Origin of the sequence: Streptomyces sp. NPDC005648, from assembly GCF_040605395.1 — a bacterium.
Classification (GTDB): domain Bacteria; phylum Actinomycetota; class Actinomycetes; order Streptomycetales; family Streptomycetaceae; genus Streptomyces.
In genome coordinates this window covers 30,901-49,195 of sequence record NZ_JBEXCS010000048.1, presented here as the reverse complement: position 1 = coordinate 49,195, position 18,295 = coordinate 30,901, and the positions used below count along the sequence as shown (strand labels likewise).

Genomic DNA, 18,295 nt, shown 5'->3' with positions numbered 1-18,295 from the left:
TTCGGGGGGGGCCGTGGCGGGCCGTGCCGTGGCGGCGCGTTGCGGTGGCCGCGTGTCCGTCCCCCCAACCGCCGCCGTCCGGGCCCTCGTTGCGCCGATCGGTGCGGCGGGCCACCGGTCGTTGACACCGATGTCGGACCTTCACGGAATCGACATACCGATATACGGACGAGGTCTTCCGTCCCCATGACGCCGTGACCTACATTGCCTGCGCGTTACACACGTGAACACAGGCGATCGCGAGGGGACGGAGCCGCCGTATGTCCGAAGTGCCTGAAGTGAGACCGCCGATGGTGACCCCGGTCCGAGTGATCATCGCCGTATGCCTGATCGCGCCCTTCGTGGCCATGCTCTGGGTCGGCTCCTACGCCAGAACCGACCCGACGCTCATCGGCGTCCCGTTCTTCTACTGGTACCAGATGCTCTGGGTGCTGATCTCCACGGCGCTGACCATGACCGCCTACAAGCTGTGGCAGCGTGACCAGCGCGCCCGCAAGGGGGGTGCGGGCAAGTGAAGGACGGTGTGAACGGCGTCGCGCTCGGCGTCTTCATCTTCTTCTTCCTGGCCGTCACGGTCATGGGCTTCGTGGCCGCGCGCTGGCGCAAGGCCGAGAACGAGCACTCGCTCGACGAATGGGGCCTGGGCGGACGGTCGTTCGGCACCTGGATCACCTGGTTCCTGCTGGGCGGCGACCTGTACACGGCGTACACCTTCGTCGCGGTCCCCGCGGTGATCTACGCGGCGGGCGCGGCCGGCTTCTTCGCGGTGCCCTACACGATCCTCGTCTACCCGCTGATCTTCACCTTCCTGCCCCGCCTCTGGTCGGTCTCGCACCGCCACGGGTATGTCACCACCTCGGACTTCGTACGCGGCCGGTTCGGTTCGAAGGGGCTGTCCCTCGCCGTGGCGCTGACCGGCATCCTCGCGACGATGCCGTACATCGCGCTCCAGCTGGTGGGCATCCAGGCCGTGCTGGACGTCATGGGCATCGGCGGCAGCGCGGGCTCCAACTGGTTCGTGAAGGACCTGCCGCTGCTGATCGCCTTCGGCGTGCTGGCGGCCTACACCTACTCCTCCGGCCTGCGCGCCCCGGCCCTGATCGCGTTCGTCAAGGACACGCTGATCTACATCGTCATCGCGGTGGCGATCATCTACATCCCGATCAAGCTGGGCGGCTTCGACGACATCTTCGCCTCGGCGAACGAGAAGTTCACCAAGGCGGGCGCGGGCGCCCTGGTCTCCCCGCCGGCGGCCCAGTGGACGTACGCCACCCTGGCGTTGGGCTCCGCGCTGGCGCTCTTCATGTACCCGCACTCGATCACCGCGACGCTCTCCTCGAAGAGCCGCGAGGTGATCCGCCGCAACACCACGATCCTGCCGCTGTACTCGCTGATGCTGGGGCTGCTCGCGCTCCTCGGCTTCATGGCGATCAAGAGCGGGGTGTCCGTCACCAACCCCCAGCTGGCGATCCCCCAGCTCTTCGAGAACATGTTCCCGAGCTGGTTCGCGGGCGTGGCCTTCGCGGCGATCGGCATCGGGGCGCTGGTCCCGGCGGCGATCATGTCGATCGCGGCCGCGAACCTCTTCACCCGCAACATCTACAAGGACTTCATCAAGCCGGACGCGACGCCGGAGCAGGAGACCAAGGTCTCCAAGCTGGTCTCGCTGCTGGTGAAGGTCGGTGCGCTGGTCTTCGTCCTCACCATGGACAAGACGGTCGCCATCAACTTCCAGCTCCTGGGCGGCATCTGGATCCTGCAGACCTTCCCGGCCCTGGTCGGCGGCCTGTTCACCCGCTGGTTCCACCGCTGGGCGCTGCTCGCCGGCTGGGCGGTCGGCATGGTCTACGGCACGGTGGCCGCGTACAACGTCGCGTCCCCGACCAACCCCGGCCAGAAGCACTTCGGCGGCTCCAACGCCGAGATCCCCGGCCTCGGCGAGATGGGCTACATCGGCCTGACCGCGTTCACGCTGAACGTGGCGGTGACCGTGGTCCTGACCTTCGCCCTGAAGGCGCTGAAGGCTCCCGAGGGCGTCGACGAGACCAAGCCGTCCGACTACACGGCGGACGCGGGCGACCCGGGGGTGGAGGTGGAGCTGCCACCGGCGACGGCGGGCGCCTCCCACTAGGGCGTGTCGCGAAAGCCCCGCCTGCCGACGGGCCGCCGGAGTCGTCCGGCGGCCCGTTGTCGTATCCGTCCGGCACACTCGGGTTCATGGACATCGTGATCCGGCCGGTGGAACCCACCGAATACGACGAGATCGGCGAGATCACCGCTCAGGCCTACCTCCAGGACGGCCTCCTGGCCTTCGGTGACAGCGACTGGTACCTGGACGAGCTGCGGAACGTGGCCAAGCGCGCCGCCGCCGCGGAAGTGCTCGTGGCCACCCTGGACGGCCGGCTGCTCGGCACCGTCACCCATGTCCCCGCCGGCGGCCCGATGGCCGACCTCGCCGGCCCCGGCGAGGCGGAGATCCGCATGCTCGCCGTGGCCGGGGCGGCTCGGGGCCGCGGCGCCGGAGAGGCCCTCGTGCGTGCCTGCGTCGACCGGGCGAAGGCCGCCCCCGGCTGCACCGGAGTCGTCCTGTCCACCCAGCCGGTCATGCGCGCCGCCCACCGCATCTACGGACGCCTCGGCTTCGTCCGCGCCCCCGAGCGCGACTGGCGGCCGATCCCCGGTGACGACTTCACCCTCATCACCTATCAGTTGACGTTCTGACACGCTCCGAAGTCACCGCGACACAACATCTGGGGCCACTCCCGTCAGCCGGCACAACATGTATGCTCATGCTCGCTGTCGCCGCAGGGGAATCCGGTGCGAATCCGGAACTGTCCCGCAACGGTGTACTTGTGCATGTCCGTTCCCCCGAACCGTCCTGCACAGGCGTGAGTCCGAGGACCTGCCGACAGTGCGCCCGGCCATCCGGCCCGGGCGCCTGACGTCCGGGCCTCGTGGAATGGGCCGGTGGACGCGACGCGCCGTGCGCTCGTGAGCTGCCCCCTGCCCTCCCAAGGCCCCGTGCCGAGCGAGGGAGAGCCCCACGTGACCATCGCGCCAGCCGAACCGGCTTCAGCGACCACGACCGCGACCACGACCGCCCCTGTGGACGAGGACGGTCCCGAAGCCGCCCTGCTGCGGACCCTGACCGAGCTGACCGCCGACCTCCCCGACACCGACCCGGGCCGGGTCGCCGCGGCGGCGCTGCGCGGCCGGTCCGCGCACGCGGACGAGGCGGAGTTGCGCGAGCTGGCCACGGAGGCCGCCGCCGGGCTCATCTCCGAGGACCCCGCCTACAGCAGGCTGGCCGCCCGGCTCCTGACGATCGGCATCGCCGCCGAGGCCGCCTCCCAGGGCGTCACGTCCTTCACCGAGTCCGTCGCCGTCGGCCACCGCGAGGGGCTCGTCGCCGACCGCACGGCGGAGTTCGTGCGCGTCCACGCCGACCGCCTGGACGCGCTGATCGACCGCCGGGCCGACGACCGCTTCGGCTACTTCGGCCTGCGCACCCTGCACAGCCGCTACCTGCTGCGCCACCCGATCACCCGCAAGGTGATCGAGACGCCCCAGCACTTCATGCTCCGGGTGGCGAGCGGTCTCGCCGAGGACACCGGGTCCGGCGCGGAGGCGGGCTCCCGCGCCGTCGACGAGGTGGCCGACCTCTACGGCCTGATGAGCCGCCTCGACTACCTCCCCTCCTCCCCCACCCTCTTCAACTCCGGCACCCGGCACCCCCAGATGTCGTCCTGCTACCTCCTCGACTCACCCCGGGACGAGCTGGACTCCATCTACGACCGCTACCACCAGGTCGCCCGTCTCTCGAAGCACGCCGGCGGCATCGGCATCGCCTACTCCCGCATCCGCGCCCGGGGTTCACTGATCCGCGGCACCAACGGGCACTCCAACGGCATCGTCCCGTTCCTCAAGACCCTCGACGCCTCGGTCGCCGCGGTGAACCAGGGCGGCCGGCGCAAGGGTGCCGCCGCGGTCTACCTGGAGACCTGGCACTCCGACATCGAGGAGTTCCTGGAACTGCGCGACAACACCGGTGAGGACGCCCGCCGTACGCACAACCTGAACCTTGCGCACTGGATCCCGGACGAGTTCATGCGCCGGGTCGACGCCGACGAGCAGTGGAGCCTCTTCTCCCCCGCCGACGTACCGGAGCTGACGGACCTGTGGGGCGAGGAGTTCGACACGGCGTACCGCCGGGCGGAGGCCGCGGGTCTGGCCCGTAGGACCATCGCCGCCCGTGACCTCTACGGCCGTATGATGCGCACCCTCGCACAGACCGGCAACGGCTGGATGACCTTCAAGGACGCCGCCAACCGCACCGCGAACCAGACCGCCGAACCCGGCCATGTCATCCACTCCTCCAACCTGTGCACGGAGATCCTGGAGGTCACGGACGACGGGGAGACGGCGGTCTGCAACCTGGGCTCGGTGAACCTGGGAGCGTTCGTGTCCGGTCAGGACATCGACTGGGAGCGGCTGGACGCGACGGTCCGCACCGCCGTCACCTTCCTCGACCGCGTGGTCGACATCAACTTCTACCCGACCGAGCAGGCGGGCCGGTCGAACGCGCGCTGGCGCCCCGTCGGCCTCGGCGCGATGGGCCTCCAGGACGTCTTCTTCAAGCTGCGCCTGCCCTTCGACTCCCCCGAGGCCAAGGCGCTCTCCAGCCGTGTCGCCGAGCGGATCATGCTCGCCGCGTACGAGGCCTCCGCCGACCTGGCCGAGCGCGCCGGCCCCCTCCCGGCCTGGGAGAAGACCCGTACCGCCCGGGGCGTCCTGCACCCCGACCACTACGCCACCGAGCCCACCTGGCCGGACCGCTGGGCGGCACTGCGCCGCCGTGTCGCCGAAGTGGGGCTGCGCAACAGCCTGTTGCTGGCGATCGCGCCGACGGCCACCATCGCCTCCATCGCGGGCGTCTACGAGTGCATCGAGCCGCAGGTCTCCAACCTCTTCAAGCGCGAGACCCTCTCCGGCGAGTTCCTCCAGGTCAACTCCTATCTGGTGCGGGACCTCAAGGAGCTCGGCGTCTGGGACGCCCGCACCCGTGAGGCGCTGCGGGAGGCGAACGGCTCGGTCCAGGAGCTCGCCTGGATCCCGGCGGACGTACGGGCGCTGTACCGCACGGCGTGGGAGATCCCGCAGCGTGCCCTGATCGACATGGCGGCGGCCCGCACCCCGTACCTCGACCAGTCCCAGTCCCTGAACCTGTTCCTGGAGACCCCGACCATCGGCAAGCTCTCGTCGATGTACGCGTACGCCTGGAAGCAGGGCCTGAAGACGACGTACTACCTGCGCTCGCGCCCGGCGACCAGGATCGCCCGCGCGGCCCGGGCGACCGTCCCGCCGCCGCAGGTGACGTCGGAGGAAGCCGTCGCCTGTTCCCTGGAAAACCCCGAGTCCTGCGAGGCCTGCCAGTGATGCCCAGCAACCAGAACCTTCTCGACCCCGGCTTCGAGCTCACCCTGAGGCCCATGCGCTACCCGGACTTCTACGAGCGCTACCGGGACGCCATCAAGAACACCTGGACGGTGGAGGAGGTCGACCTCCACTCCGACGTCTCCGACCTGGCGAAGCTGACGCCGGGCGAGCAGCACCTGATCGGGCGCCTGGTGGCCTTCTTCGCGACCGGCGACTCGATCGTGGCGAACAACCTGGTGCTGACGCTGTACAAGCACATCAACTCCCCCGAGGCCAGGCTCTATCTGAGCCGCCAGCTGTTCGAGGAGGCCGTCCACGTCCAGTTCTATCTGACCCTGCTGGACACCTATCTCCCCGACCCGGACGACCGCGCCGCGGCCTTCGCCGCGGTCGAGAACATCCCCTCCATCCGTGAGAAGGCCGAGTTCTGCTTCAGGTGGATCGACTCGGTCGAGAAGCTGGACCGCCTGGAGTCCAGGGCCGACCGCCGTCGCTTCCTCCTCAACCTGATCTGCTTCGCGGCCTGCATCGAGGGCCTGTTCTTCTACGGCGCCTTCGCCTACGTCTACTGGTTCCGCAGCCGGGGCCTGCTGCACGGTCTGGCCACCGGCACCAACTGGGTGTTCCGCGACGAGACCATGCACATGAGCTTCGCCTTCGACGTGGTCGACACCGTCCGCAAGGAGGAGCCGGACCTCTTCGACGAGCGGCTGCGGCAGGAGGTGACGGACATGCTGAGGGAGGCGGTCGAGGCCGAGCTGCAGTTCGGGCGCGATCTGTGCGGTGACGGGCTGCCCGGCATGAACACCGAGTCGATGCGGCAGTACCTGGAGTGCGTGGCCGACCAGCGCCTCACCCGGCTGGGCTTCGCCCCGGTGTACGGCTCCGAGAACCCCTTCTCCTTCATGGAGTTGCAGGGGGTCCAGGAACTGACCAACTTCTTCGAGCGCCGCCCCTCGGCCTACCAGGTGGCGGTCGAGGGCACCGTCGACCTGGACGAGGACTTCTGATTCCCGACGAGGAACTCGACCTGCTGCGCACGGTGTTGTCCCGCAACACCGTGCTCACGGAGGTGCTGGCCCGCACCGCGACGATGGGGCTGCCCGGCTGGTATCTCACCGCCGGGTGCCTCTTCCAGACGGTGTGGAACGTCGTCACCCGGCGGCCGCCCACCCACGGCATCAAGGACTACGACGTCTTCTACTTCGACGCCGGTGATCTGTCCTGGGAGGCCGAGGACGCCGTGATCCGGGCGGGCCGGGAGCTCTTCGCCGGCCTGCCGGCCGAGGTCGAGATCCGCAACGAGGCGCGGGTGCACCTCTGGTACGAGCAGAAGTTCGGGGTGCCGTGCGCGCCGCACACCTCCACCGAGGCGGCCATCGACCGGTTCGCCGCGACGACCTGCTGTCTCGGCGTGCGGCTGGAGGCCGACGGACGGTGGCGGGTCTACGCCCCGCACGGGCTCTCCGACGTGTTCGATCTCGTCGTACGGCCGAACCCGGTGCTCGCCCCGCGGTTCGTATACGAGACGAAGGCCGCTCGATGGCGGGAGCTGTGGCCGGAGTTGACCGTGCTGCCGTGGCCGGAGACCACCTCGTCCATGGAGGGTCCATAGGGCCTCCATCGGCCGTCCATGGACTTCCCACGGAGCGGCAAAGTTCTTCCGGCGCGTCTGTTCCGGGCTCCTCGCACCCGGCTAACTTCTGGCCGTCCTGTCATGCACGCACAACGTCGGCACAGGATGCTCAAATGTCATGCCCATGACGAACCACGCGCACCGCCGCCGCTACGCGCGTCACAGGCCTGCCATCAGCGTCGAGAACCCCACTCCCACGACGGAGGCAGTACCCATGCGTGAGAAGCCCAGACGGAGCCTGCGAAGACTCCTCACGGTCGCCGTACCCGCCCTCGCCCTCGGCCTCGCCGGGCTCGTCGCCGTGCCCGCGCAGGCGGCGCCCGCGACGACCCACACCTCCCGGGTCACCCAGAACGCCAAGGCGCTCACCTCTCCCGCCCGCCAGGGCTTCCACTCGACCGGCAAGGCCGGCCAGAAGGTGCCGACCAAGCACCTCTGCGCCACCGCCGCGCCCGGCCACGCGGCCTGTTTCGCCCAACGCCGCACGGACATCAGGCAGCGGCTCGCGTCGGCGGCGGCCGCCGCCGCGCCCTCCGGTCTCAGCCCGGCCAACCTGCACAGCGCCTACAACCTGCCCTCGACGGGCGGCTCGGGCCTGACGGTCGCCGTGGTCGACGCCTACAACGACCCCAACGCCGCCTCCGACCTGGCCACTTACCGCTCGACCTACGGCCTGTCGGCGTGCACGGTGGCGAGCGGCTGCTTCAAGCAGGTCAGTCAGACGGGTTCGACGACCTCGCTGCCGACCAACGACAGCGGGTGGGCCGGTGAAGAGGCCCTCGACATCGACATGGTCAGCGCCGTCTGCCCGAACTGCAACATCATCCTCGTCGAGGCCAACTCCGCCACCGACGCCGACCTCGGCGCCGCCGAGAACGAGGCCGTCGCGCTGGGCGCCAAGTTCGTCTCCAACAGCTGGGGCGGCTCCGAGTCCTCCTCGCAGACCAGCGAGGACACCTCGTACTTCAAGCACCCGGGTGTCGCCATCACCGTCTCCGCGGGCGACTCCGCCTACGGCGCCGAGTACCCGGCGACCTCGCAGTACGTGACGGCCGTCGGCGGTACCGCCCTCTCCACCTCGTCCAACTCCCGCGGCTGGACCGAGTCCGTGTGGAAGACCAGCTCCACCGAGGGCACCGGCTCCGGCTGCTCGGCCTACGACGCCAAGCCGAGCTGGCAGACCGACACCGGCTGCACCAAGCGCATGGAGGCCGACGTCTCCGCCGTCGCCGACCCGGCCACCGGTGTGGCCGTGTACGACACCTACGGCGGGTCCGGATGGGCCGTCTACGGCGGTACGAGCGCCTCGTCGCCGATCATCGCGGGCGTGTACGCCCTCGCCGGCACCCCGGGTTCGAGCGACTACCCGGCGAAGTACCCCTACTCCCACACCAGCAACCTCTACGACGTCACCAGCGGCAACAACGGCTCCTGCTCGACGTCCTACTTCTGCACCGCCGGCACCGGCTACGACGGCCCGACCGGCTGGGGCACCCCGAACGGCACCACCGCCTTCACCGCCGGCACCACGACGGGCAACACGGTGACCGTCACCAACCCGGGCAGCCAGTCGACGACCACCGGCGGCTCGGTCAGCCTGCAGATCAGCGCCAGCGACAGCGCGGGCGCCGCGCTGACCTACAGCGCGAGCGGTCTGCCCACCGGGCTGTCCATCAGCTCGACCGGTCTGATCTCCGGTACGGCGTCCACCGCGGGCACCTACCAGGTCACCGTCACCGCGAAAGACTCCACCGGCGCCTCCGGCTCGGCCTCCTTCTCCTGGACCGTCGGCTCCAGCAGCTCCACCTGCACCTCGGCGCAGCTGCTCGGCAACCCCGGCTTCGAGTCGGGCGCCACCACCTGGACCGCGTCCAGCGGGGTCATCACCAATTCCACCAGTGAGTCGGCGCACGCGGGCTCGTACTACGCCTGGCTCGACGGCTACGGCTCCAGCCACACCGACACGCTCTCCCAGTCGGTGACCGTGCCCAGCGGCTGCAAGGCCACCTTCACCTTCTACCTGCACATCGACACGGCCGAGACCGGCAGCACCGCGTACGACAAGCTGACGGTCAGCGCCGGTTCGACCACCCTGGCGACGTACTCGAACGTCAACGCCGCCTCCGGCTACGCGCAGAAGTCCTTCGACCTGAGCTCGTACGCGGGCTCGACCGTCACCCTGAAGTTCAGCGGTGTCGAGGACTCCTCGCTGCAGACCAGCTTCGTGCTCGACGACACCGCCGTCACGACCAGCTGATCCCGTTCGCACCCGTACGACCCCGGGCCCCGGTCGCCGCCTTCGCGGCCGGGGCCCGGTCGTGCGTACCGGAGTGGATCCAGGGATGTGGGTGACACGTCAAAGGGGAGAGGAGGCCCCCATGCGTCGAACGATCCCCCACACGACTCTCGCCCTCACGGCACTCACCCTGGTGCTGGCCGGCTGCGGCAGCCAGGCCGACAGCGGCAAGGGAGGCGACGGCGGCAGCGTGTCGTCGTCGCCCACCCCGACGGCCGGTCCGACCGGCAGCCCGTCGCCGAGCACCCCGGGGTGTACGCCGGCCTCGACGCTCGGCGCCTCCGACAGCGGTCGTACGGTCTGCCTGACCGTGGGCGACACGCTCCGGATCACCCTCGACGGGACCAGGCAGCGGCCGTGGAAGCCGGTCACCGGGAGCGGGTCCGTGCTGGCGGCCACCAACAGCGGCATCGTGCTGCTGCCCGGGGACGCGAGCGCCGCCTTCAAGGCGGTGGAGAAGGGGAAGACCCGGCTCCGGTCCACCCGGCCGCTGTGCGCCGAGCAGCCCGGCCGGGTCTCCTGCCTGGGCATTCAGGAGTGGTGGGTCGCCGTAGTGGTGAAGTGACGCCTTGCCTGACGGATCTCGCGGTCGATGCGGCGGTCGCGGGCGATACCGAGCACGGCCGGCAGGACCAGGAGAACGAGGAGAGCGAGAACGGTGAGCATTCCGATCAGTCCTTCGATGTGTGCCGTATCCATGGACACCACTGTCGCGCCGTTAGCTCCTTACAAACAGTGGCAGGACTGCCGTAGACCCTCGAAATACTGCCAAGCCTGAGGCACACTGGATCCATGCTGAAGAACGTCGCCGCCGTCGTCCTCGACGGCGTGAACCCCTTCGAGCTGGCCGTCGTCTGCGAGGTCTTCGGAATCGACCGCAGTGACGACGGACTGCCCGTGTACGACTTCGCGGTCGCCTCCGCCGAGGGACCGGTGCTGAGCACGCGCGGCGCGGGCTTCTCCATGCAGGTGGAGCACGGTCTGGAGCGGCTGGAGGAGGCCGATCTGATCGCCGTGCCGGCGGGGGCCTGCTACGGGACGCGGGAGTTCCCGCCCGAGCTGCTCCAGGCACTGCGGCGCGGGGTCGAGCGCGGGGCGCGGGTGCTCAGCGTCTGCTCCGGAGTCTTCGTACTGGCCGCGGCCGGGCTCCTGGACGACCGCCGCTGTGCCGTGCACTGGCACGACGCCGAGCAGCTGGCCCGGGCCTACCCGCGGCTGACCGTCGAGCCCGACGTCCTCTACGTCGACGAGGGCTCGGTGATCACCTCGGCGGGCACCGCCGCCGGCATCGACGCCTGTCTGCACATCGTGCGCCAGGAGCAGGGCCCCGAGGTCGCCAACCGGATCGCCCGGCGGATGGTGGTGCCGCCGCACCGGGACGGCGGACAGGCCCAGTACATCGAGCGCCCGCTGCCCCGGTCGCACGTCGACACGGTCGCCGGGGTGCTGGTGTGGATGGAGCGGCACCTCGACGAGGAGGTGACCGTCGAGCAGCTCGCCGAGCGCGCGCACATGTCGCCGCGGACCTTCGCCCGCCGCTTCCAGCAGGAGACGGGGACGACTCCCTACCGCTGGATCCTGCGCCAACGCGTGCTGCTGGCCCAGCGGTTGCTGGAGGCGACGGACGAGACGGTGGACACGATCGCCGGACGGGCGGGCTTCGGCAACGCGGCCGCGCTGCGTCACCAGTTCGTCCAGGCGATCGGGACCACACCGAACGCCTACCGGCGCACCTTCCGGGGACCGGAGGCGGCCGCCTGACTCAGTTCACCGCGCGGTCGGCCGCAGCTTCAGCGCGCGCGGCCGCAGGGTGATGCCGATCCTGGGCCGGGTGTCGGAGCCGGACGCGTGCTCGAAGGAGTAGGTCCGGGCCGCCTCCGCGGTGAGCAGCGTCAGCTCGGCCATCGAGAAGTGGTCGGCCGGGCACTTGCGGTTGCCGACGCTGAACGGCTTCATCGCGTACTTCGGCACCTCCTTCGCCCGCTCGGGCAGCCAGCGTTCGGGATCGAACTCCTCGTGGCGCTCGAACGACCGCGCGTCGCGCTGGATCGCGTACGGGCTGTACACGATGTCGGCGCCCGCGGGAATTCGGTATCCGCCGAGCTCGGTGTCGGTGACCGCTCGCCGGGTCAATATCCATACGGACGGATGCAGGCGCATTGTCTCGACGACCACATTCGCGGTGTACGTCAGCTTCCGCACGTCTTCGAATGCGATCGGCCGATCGCCGGCCACGCTATTCACCTCGGCGCGGATCTTGTCGGCCGCGTCCGGGTGGTCGGTGAGCACCAGGAGCAGTGACATGACCGTGGAGCCGACGGATTCGTCGCCCGCGGTGAGCATGGCGACGACCTGATCGTGGATCTCCTGCTCCCCGATCGGCTCGCCATTCTCGTCCCGGGCCTCCAGCAAAGCCGTGAGCAAATCGTTCGGCTTTTGACCTGATGCCCTGCGGTCGGCGACGATCTCGTCCACCAGGAGGTGCAAATCGGCCAGCGCCCGGTTGAATTCGCGGTTGGCCGGAAGCGGCACCCGATAAAGCGGTCCGAGCGGTACGACCATGCGCTGGTACATACCACGGAACAAGGTGGCCAGTGCACCGGATATGCGTTCCGCCCGCTCGTCGTTGCAGGTGTCGTGCATGAGACAGCGCACCGAGATCCGGCAGGCCACCCGGAACGCCTCGGCGGTGGCGTCGATCACCTCCCCGGAGCGCCAGCGGGCCATCAGCGCACGGACCTCCTCCTCCATGACGGGCCCGTAGCCGGGGATCGCGTCGAGCCGGAAGGCGGGCTGGATGGTGCGGCGCTGCCGTCGGTGCAGCGGGCCGTTGGCGGTGGCCACGCCCTCCTTGCCGAGCAGGCTCTCCAGCGACTCCCACAGCGGCCCCGCGATGATCCAGTCGGGGCTGAGGGCGACGGCTCCGGTGAGTTCGGGCGTGGTGACGGCGTACACCGTCTTGGGTCCGAGCCTCAGCCGTACGACGTCGCCGTGGTCGCGCAGCCCGGTCAGGAAGGCCAGCGGGTCGCGCAGCAGCTTCCAGCCGTGGCCGAGCAGCCGCGTCCCGCCGGCGGCGAAGGGCGGTTCGCCCACCCTCGGCTTGACGGTCTCGACGGTCATTTCTCACCTGCCGCTTCGTTGTTGACGTACGGGGGCGTGGACCGGTCGTCCCAGCTGTCGACCATGTATCGGCCGGACTCGTGGTGGAACCAGTAGACCGCGGAGAACCAGTTCCGCATATTGCGGACGCAGGCACCGACGGCGGCGCTGAGTTCTTTTTCGCGCACGGTGCCTTCGGCCAGGACTTCGGCGAAGCGCAGGGCGCCCCGTTCCGCCACGACGAAATCGGAAATGCATTTCTCGACGCGCCGCCTGACTTCGGCGATCGCCTCTTCCAGTGTCATCCCCTCGTGTTTGATGAGACTGATCCCGAGATTGTGCACCTCGTCTCCCGCTATTTCCTTCGGGAGCGAGCAGAGGTCGTTGTACCAGGCGGCGAACTCCTGGCTCAGCAGTGCGGCCCGGCGAAATGCCGGGTGTTTCCGCACGACGTCCGGGAGTTCACACCCCGCACTGGGTTCCAGCAGATCGGTCCAGATATGGTGCGCGAAGGTGAGCCGCCGTAGGACGAGGTATTCCTCGACCGTGGGAATGACGCCCTCGGTGCGGTTGCGGAACTCCCGGTCGTATGCGTCGATCACCGCGTGGAAGTGCCGGGCGAAGCGGGCGTTCCAGGTGCCCGGCAGGAACGAGTACAGCCGGACCATGCTGTCCGCGAAGGCGGCGACCAGCGGGTCCTGGTGGTGCAGGTACCGCCGCGGCCGGTCCAGCGCCGCGTGCAGCTGAAGCCGCAGCCGGCGCCAGGCGTCCGGCCTTCGATGGACGATGTCACGGTCGTGCCGGTCGTCCCAGACGAAGAACCACGCGCTGTAGTCGGCTATCGCCTGGAGCACCTCGTCCGGGGCACCCAGGTAGTACCCGGCCATGAGGTCCGTGTAGCACAGTCGATCGGCATATTCCGCCACCTTGTCCGCGGGCATGAGCCGTTTTTCCAGCATCCAGGTGCGTGTCTTCTCCTGGAGTCGAGGCCAATAGGGATGGAGTTGCCGGGGAAACGCTGCCTCGATCACCGGAAGAGAGAGCGACGGTGGGACCGCGATCGCGGTCCCGGTCGATGTGGTGCTGTATGGGAAAGCAGGCACGAACGAGCCCCTCTCAGCCGCCAGTTACGCACGCCCCTCCCGATGTGCCCGGCGTGCGCCGTTGCGTATCCCCGCAGTTCCTATTCAGCACCACAACTGACCGATCTGGGAACGGATTTGCTTCATTCACCACCCCACACTGCCGGGATTCTCCCCTTGTGTGACCGGTTATCGATCACCACGTCCACACACGCGATCGAACATGTGACGGACAGACGAACGGCGCCCGGTCAGGAAGGGAAACCTGAACGGACGCCGTGCGTACGGGACGGGTGAGCGCTCCCGGGGGCTCAGTCGTTGGCGACCACGGGGTAGCGGGGCTCGTTCTCAGCCATCTGCCGCAGGGCGTCCTTGCGCTCGCGCTTGGACAGCCGGTCGATGTACAGGTAGCCGTACAGGTGGTCGGTCTCGTGCTGCAAACACCGAGCGAAGTAGCCGGTGCCCCGCACCCTGATCGGGTTGCCCTTCTCGTCCTGACCGGTCACCTCGGCGTAGTCCGGCCGGGCGAGCGGCGCGTACGCGGTGGGCACGGAGAGACAGCCCTCGTTGCTGTCGTCCAGCCGGCGCTTCTCGGCGGGCAGGTCGACCAGCTTGGGGTTGCAGACGACCCCCACATGCCGCACGCCCTCGTCGTCCCCGCAGTCGTACACGAAGACCTTCAGGTCGACGCCGATCTGGTTGGCGGCCAGGCCCACGCCCTCGGCGGTGCGCTGCGAGGCGAACATGTCCGCGACCAACTGCTGCAGCTCGTCGCCGAACTCGGTGACGTCCTTGCACTCCTTGTGCAGAACGGGGTTCCCGACGACGGTGATCGGCCGCGAGGTGCCGCGCTCACGCCAGGCCGCCTCCCGCTCCTCGGTCTCCCCGGTGTCGATGACGAAGCCCTCGTCGTCCACGGGGAGCACGCCCGCGTGCTGCTGATCGGTGTCCTGCTGCGCCATGACCGACGTATGCCTTCCTGCACAAACAAATGAATCGAAGGGGGGTGTGGTGCGGATCCAGGGTACGGCGAATGTTCAGCAGACCTCTTCCAGATCCCGCCAGTCCCTGGAGTCCGGGCTGTCCGCGACCCATCCGTCGAGCAGTCCCCGGACCAGCGAGGCGGGCGCGGCGACCCCGCACTCCCGCTCCGGCACCCAGAGCTGCCCGTCGGTGCGGTGGCCCAGGGGCCCGGGGTGACCGGGTTCGCTGTGGTCATGGGGGTCCAGATGCTCCCCGTCGCCCTCGTCGGAGGGCATCCTCGACTCCGAGCACATACGGCACAGCAGCCGCACGGAGGACGACCAGTCCTCGGCGGCGAAGCCGGCGTCCGCTGCCAGCTGCTCCAGCGCGTCCCGGTCCGCCTCGGTCGCCGCCTCCAGCAGCACCACCCAGGTGGGCACGGGCGACGGCGCCCACAGCTCGATCTCGTCGAAGACGGGGTAGGCGTGCCCGGCGGCCGTGGTCCGCTCGCCGTGCGGCACCCCGTCGTGCAGGACGACCTCACCCCAGCGGCGCCCGGAGGACGGCAGGGGAATCGACAGCACCTCGATCCGCGCGGGATCCAGCCGCCGCCCCCACACCACCTCGGCCTCGCCCTCCGGGGACAGCCGGACCGCCGCGCTGCCGAGTTCCATCCCCACCGGCTCACCGCCCGCCACGGCGGCCCCCGGCACCCGCAGCCCGTAGGCCTGCCAGGCCCGCCGGGCCAGCGGCCAGTCCTGCAGGGCCGTCGCCGCGATGCCGACGTTCCACCAGTCGGGCGCCCCGGTCTCCCGGTCGAGCAGCGCGACGGCCCTAAGGCCCGCGGCCCGCGCCTGCTCCCAGTCGTGCCGGAACTTGTGCAGCAGGGCGAGGTTGAACCAGGACTCCGACAGCCACGGCTCCAGATCGGCGGCGCGCGTCAGCAACGCACCCGCGTCCTCGTACCGGCCGTCGCCGATCAGAGTGAAGGCGCGATCCGTGGCCTGCCGCCAGGAGGCGGAGGGCCGGTGCCGTCCCTTGCCGAAGATCCTCACGATTCCCGCCTGCCAGTTCCGTGGAGTGGGCTGGCTAGTACCGCCCCCGGACACCCTCTCATTCGCATCCAACCACGTGCGGCTGGAAGGGCGCTCATTACCCATGGGTTACCCAGCCGGGAGGGGGGTCAGACAGCCCCTCGCCAGGACCCGGGCCAGCGATTCCACGACCTCGGGGGCGTAGTCCCCGGCGGTCCCCAGGCGCAGCTCCTCCAACGCCCTGAGCGGCCCGCCGGGACCGGCGTCGCGCACCTTCTCCTCGTAGGCGTTCACGGCCCGGACGATCCGCGCGGCGACGGGCTGCTCCCGGTACGGGTCGGCCTGCCGCTCCACGACCACGGCGACCGCCGAGTCGACCCCGGTCTGGCGTACGACGGCCCCGCCGAGCAGCGCGATCCGGCGCTGTTCCGCGTCGGGCAGCGTCGCGGTGGCGCCCGCCGGGACCGGGTCGACCAGGCTGAGCTGGCCGATGTCGTGCATGAGGGCCGCGGACTCCAGGACGGCGAGTTCCGGCCGGGTGAGCCCCAGGTCCCGGCCGACGGCCCGGCTGAGCTCGGCGACCCGGCGGGCGTGACCGGCGGGGGTGTATCCGGCGATCTCGGTGGCCCGGGCGAGGGAGGCGATGGTCTGGCGGTATGTCGCCCGGACGGCCGCGTACCGCTTGAAGGACAGCTGGGTCAGCAGCAGCGGCAACGAGAAGACCGGCAGGGCCCACAGTCCTACGACCGCCACCGCGAGCGCCATCACCGCACCGGTCGCCCCCACGGCCGACCCGATGCCGAGCAGTCCGCGCAGCTCGTCCCTCAGCAGCGGACCGAAGGGCCAGCCGGTGCGGGAGTGCGCGAGCGCGGCGGCGAGGACACAGTCGCACAGGGCGGTGAGAGTGAGGAGCGCGAGCAGCAGAAGGGCGTAGGCCGGGCCGCTCCATTCCTCGAACGCCCCCCGGTTGTGCAGGGGTTGGAAGCAGACCGCGGTGAAGCCCACGGTGAGGACACGGCGGGCGAGATGGTCGGGCATCGCCCCCTGACCGCGCGCGATGTGCGGAACACCGCCCAGCAGTGAGGCGGCGAGGACGACGGTCACCACCTGGGTCACCCCGTGCTGCGTCGGCTGCCCTGCGTCCGCCCCGAGCAGCGCGTACGACAGGGCCCCGGCGGCCCCCAGCGGCGCGGCCTCCCGCACCCGGGCGCCGGTCCAGCGACCGAGCTCACCGACGGCGATGAGCACACCGAAGGCGAGAGCGGCCGGGCGCTCCTCCATACCGGTCCAGAGAGTGACGGCGAGGGAGCCGCCGGCGAGGAGGGCGGCGGAGGTGTGGATGAGGGCGGTGAGGGTGATCCGGGCAGCACATCGCCGCGCCCTCACCGCGCCACCCCCGACCGCCCGGGACAACGCGCCCTCACCGCCGCACCCCCGACCGCTCCGCCACCGTGGGCGCCGGGACCGCCGTGTCGCGTTCCTCGTCCGCCGTCACCGTCGGGTGCCATCCGTCCCGGACCAGCGCGCGCACCAGCGCGGCCACCATCCGGGGGTCGAACTGCGCGCCCGCACACCGTTCGAGCTCCTCCAGCGCCACCGGCACGGGCCGCGCCCGCCGGTAGGAACGGGTGGACGTCATGGCGTCGAAGGCGTCCGCGACCGCCACCACCCGTGCGGATTCCGGGATGTGAGCACCCCTCAGCCCGTACGGGTATCCGCTGCCGTCCAGCCGCTCGTGATGATGGAGCACGGCCGCCCTGGCCTCCCCCAGAAAACCGATTCCGCGCACCATCTCGTGCCCGTACTCCGGATGCAGCTCGATCACCCGCCGCTCCTCGGCGGTCAGCGGCCCGTCCTTGCGCAACAGCCGGGTGGGGACGCCGAGTTTGCCCACGTCGTGCAGGATCCCGGCGAAGCGCAGTACCTCGACCCGCTCGTCGTCCATGCCCAGTTCACGCGCGATCATCATCGAGGCCTGTCCGACGCGCTCGCTGTGCCCGCGGGTGTACCCGTCCTTGATGTCGACGGCCTGGACCAGCGCCCGGATGGTCGCCTGGTGGGCCGCCCGCTCCCGGTGGTACTGGGCGAACACCCACCAGGACACACACATCGGCAGCAGCACGAGCAGGGCGGCGACGGGCCCGAACGGGCTGCGCCACAGGACCGCCATCATCAGTCCGGCGAGCCCGTGCACGGACACGGGAGCGAGGGACCGTACGAACAGGCCACGCCAGGCCCGCCGTAGCGGAATCCGTTCGGCGGCCGCCAGGATCCCGCCGTCGAGGAGGGCCGACGCCAGGCAGAAGGCGAGCACGGCGGCCCCGGCGGGCAGCAGCGCGCAGGGGAGGACGGAGCCGACGAGCGCGTCCCGTCCGCCGAGCGCACAGTGCACCGAACCGGCGGCCCAGACGCTGAGGGCCAGTTGGGCCACGCGCCACAACCGCCTCAGGGCATACGGCCGTTGCTCGACGCGGGCGAGCAGCACCCCGGGCAGCGGGACCAGCGCGGCGGCGGACGGGGGCAGCAGGAAGGCGCCGGCGAGGAGGACGGGGTAGAACGTTCCGGCGAAGCGCCAGTGCGCGGCGGCCTGTTCGCAGGCCGCGTAGACGACCGCGAGCAGCAGCACCGCCCACCAGGGCGTGGGTGTCCTCGGCAGGGGCAGCACACAGAGCAGGGCGCAGAGGACCGCACAGGCGACGTACACACGCGCCCGTGCCGGAACCGCCTCCATCACAGCCCTCCCCGGCCG

The 18,295-nt window shown here is 70.2% G+C and carries 16 protein-coding genes and 1 riboswitch; of the genes, 9 read left to right on the top strand and 7 right to left on the bottom strand.

All coding sequences use genetic code 11. The features are described from left to right. Positions 1-260: 260 nt before the first annotated feature. From ABZT17_RS25875 to ABZT17_RS25840, 8 genes are all read left to right on the top strand, one after another. Entirely contained in the window at positions 261-515 is a 255-nt protein-coding gene (locus ABZT17_RS25875) for a DUF3311 domain-containing protein (protein ID WP_356351974.1), read from the top strand. Next, positions 512-2,131: a monocarboxylate uptake permease MctP gene (gene mctP, locus ABZT17_RS25870; protein ID WP_356351973.1), complete on the top strand. Its 1,620-nt coding sequence runs from the start codon at positions 512-514 to the stop codon at positions 2,129-2,131. Before ABZT17_RS25875 ends, mctP begins: the two co-directional genes overlap by 4 nt. Before the next feature lie 86 nt (positions 2,132-2,217). After that, positions 2,218-2,721 (top strand): GNAT family N-acetyltransferase, encoded by a 504-nt coding sequence (locus ABZT17_RS25865; RefSeq protein ID WP_356351972.1) that lies wholly within the window; start codon positions 2,218-2,220, stop codon positions 2,719-2,721. Positions 2,722-2,776: 55 nt separating this feature from the next. Then, a riboswitch (cobalamin riboswitch) is annotated at positions 2,777-2,925 on the top strand. A gap of 120 nt (positions 2,926-3,045) precedes the next feature. Continuing rightward, positions 3,046-5,436, top strand: a complete 2,391-nt coding sequence (locus ABZT17_RS25860) for a ribonucleoside-diphosphate reductase subunit alpha (RefSeq protein ID WP_356351971.1) — start codon at positions 3,046-3,048, stop codon at positions 5,434-5,436. Next, positions 5,436-6,446: a ribonucleotide-diphosphate reductase subunit beta gene (locus tag ABZT17_RS25855; protein ID WP_356351970.1), complete on the top strand. Its 1,011-nt coding sequence runs from the start codon at positions 5,436-5,438 to the stop codon at positions 6,444-6,446. Before ABZT17_RS25860 ends, ABZT17_RS25855 begins: the two co-directional genes overlap by 1 nt. Further along, a complete protein-coding gene (locus tag ABZT17_RS25850) occupies positions 6,443-7,051 on the top strand; it encodes a nucleotidyltransferase family protein (RefSeq protein ID WP_356351993.1) in 609 nt (202 codons plus the stop codon). The genes ABZT17_RS25855 and ABZT17_RS25850 overlap by 4 nt, the downstream gene beginning before the upstream one ends. A gap of 235 nt (positions 7,052-7,286) precedes the next feature. Then, the gene (locus ABZT17_RS25845) at positions 7,287-9,329 is read left to right on the top strand and encodes a putative Ig domain-containing protein (protein ID WP_356351969.1); all 2,043 of its coding nucleotides are present in this window, start codon (positions 7,287-7,289) and stop codon (positions 9,327-9,329) included. A 121-nt stretch (positions 9,330-9,450) separates the two neighbouring features. Then, positions 9,451-9,933 carry a hypothetical protein gene (locus ABZT17_RS25840; RefSeq protein WP_356351968.1) on the top strand — a complete coding sequence of 161 codons (483 nt, stop codon included), beginning with the start codon at positions 9,451-9,453 and terminating at the stop codon, positions 9,931-9,933. Here the strand turns inward: ABZT17_RS25840 and ABZT17_RS25835 are convergent. Next, the gene (locus ABZT17_RS25835; RefSeq protein WP_356351967.1) at positions 9,900-10,067 is read right to left on the bottom strand and encodes a hypothetical protein; all 168 of its coding nucleotides are present in this window, start codon (positions 10,065-10,067) and stop codon (positions 9,900-9,902) included. The two genes, ABZT17_RS25840 and ABZT17_RS25835, sit on opposite strands and share 34 nt — an antisense overlap. Before the next feature lie 93 nt (positions 10,068-10,160). On the opposite strand from ABZT17_RS25835, the gene ABZT17_RS25830 reads away from it, so the two are divergent. Then, a complete protein-coding gene (locus ABZT17_RS25830) occupies positions 10,161-11,129 on the top strand; it encodes a helix-turn-helix domain-containing protein (RefSeq protein ID WP_356351966.1) in 969 nt (322 codons plus the stop codon). A 6-nt stretch (positions 11,130-11,135) separates the two neighbouring features. Here the strand turns inward: ABZT17_RS25830 and ABZT17_RS25825 are convergent, their stop codons facing one another. The 6 genes from ABZT17_RS25825 to ABZT17_RS25800 all read right to left on the bottom strand — a co-directional run bounded on the left by ABZT17_RS25825 (position 11,136) and on the right by ABZT17_RS25800 (position 18,277). Next, positions 11,136-12,488, bottom strand: a complete 1,353-nt coding sequence (locus ABZT17_RS25825; RefSeq protein WP_356351965.1) for a cytochrome P450 — start codon at positions 12,486-12,488, stop codon at positions 11,136-11,138. Next, on the bottom strand, positions 12,485-13,570 hold the full coding sequence (gene cyc1 / locus ABZT17_RS25820) for an epi-isozizaene synthase (RefSeq protein WP_356351964.1): 1,086 nt from the start codon (positions 13,568-13,570) through the stop codon (positions 12,485-12,487). Before cyc1 ends, ABZT17_RS25825 begins: the two co-directional genes overlap by 4 nt. 290 nt (positions 13,571-13,860) lie before the next feature. Continuing rightward, on the bottom strand, positions 13,861-14,511 hold the full coding sequence (def, locus tag ABZT17_RS25815) for a peptide deformylase (protein ID WP_356351963.1): 651 nt from the start codon (positions 14,509-14,511) through the stop codon (positions 13,861-13,863). A gap of 75 nt (positions 14,512-14,586) precedes the next feature. After that, positions 14,587-15,567, bottom strand: a complete 981-nt coding sequence (locus ABZT17_RS25810) for a hypothetical protein (RefSeq protein WP_356351962.1) — start codon at positions 15,565-15,567, stop codon at positions 14,587-14,589. Between the two features lie 108 nt (positions 15,568-15,675). After that, positions 15,676-16,932, bottom strand: a complete 1,257-nt coding sequence (locus tag ABZT17_RS25805; RefSeq protein WP_356351961.1) for an HD domain-containing protein — start codon at positions 16,930-16,932, stop codon at positions 15,676-15,678. Between the two features lie 34 nt (positions 16,933-16,966). Beyond that, positions 16,967-18,277 carry an HD domain-containing phosphohydrolase gene (locus ABZT17_RS25800; protein ID WP_356351960.1) on the bottom strand — a complete coding sequence of 437 codons (1,311 nt, stop codon included), beginning with the start codon at positions 18,275-18,277 and terminating at the stop codon, positions 16,967-16,969. Between the last annotated feature and the right edge of the window lie 18 nt (positions 18,278-18,295).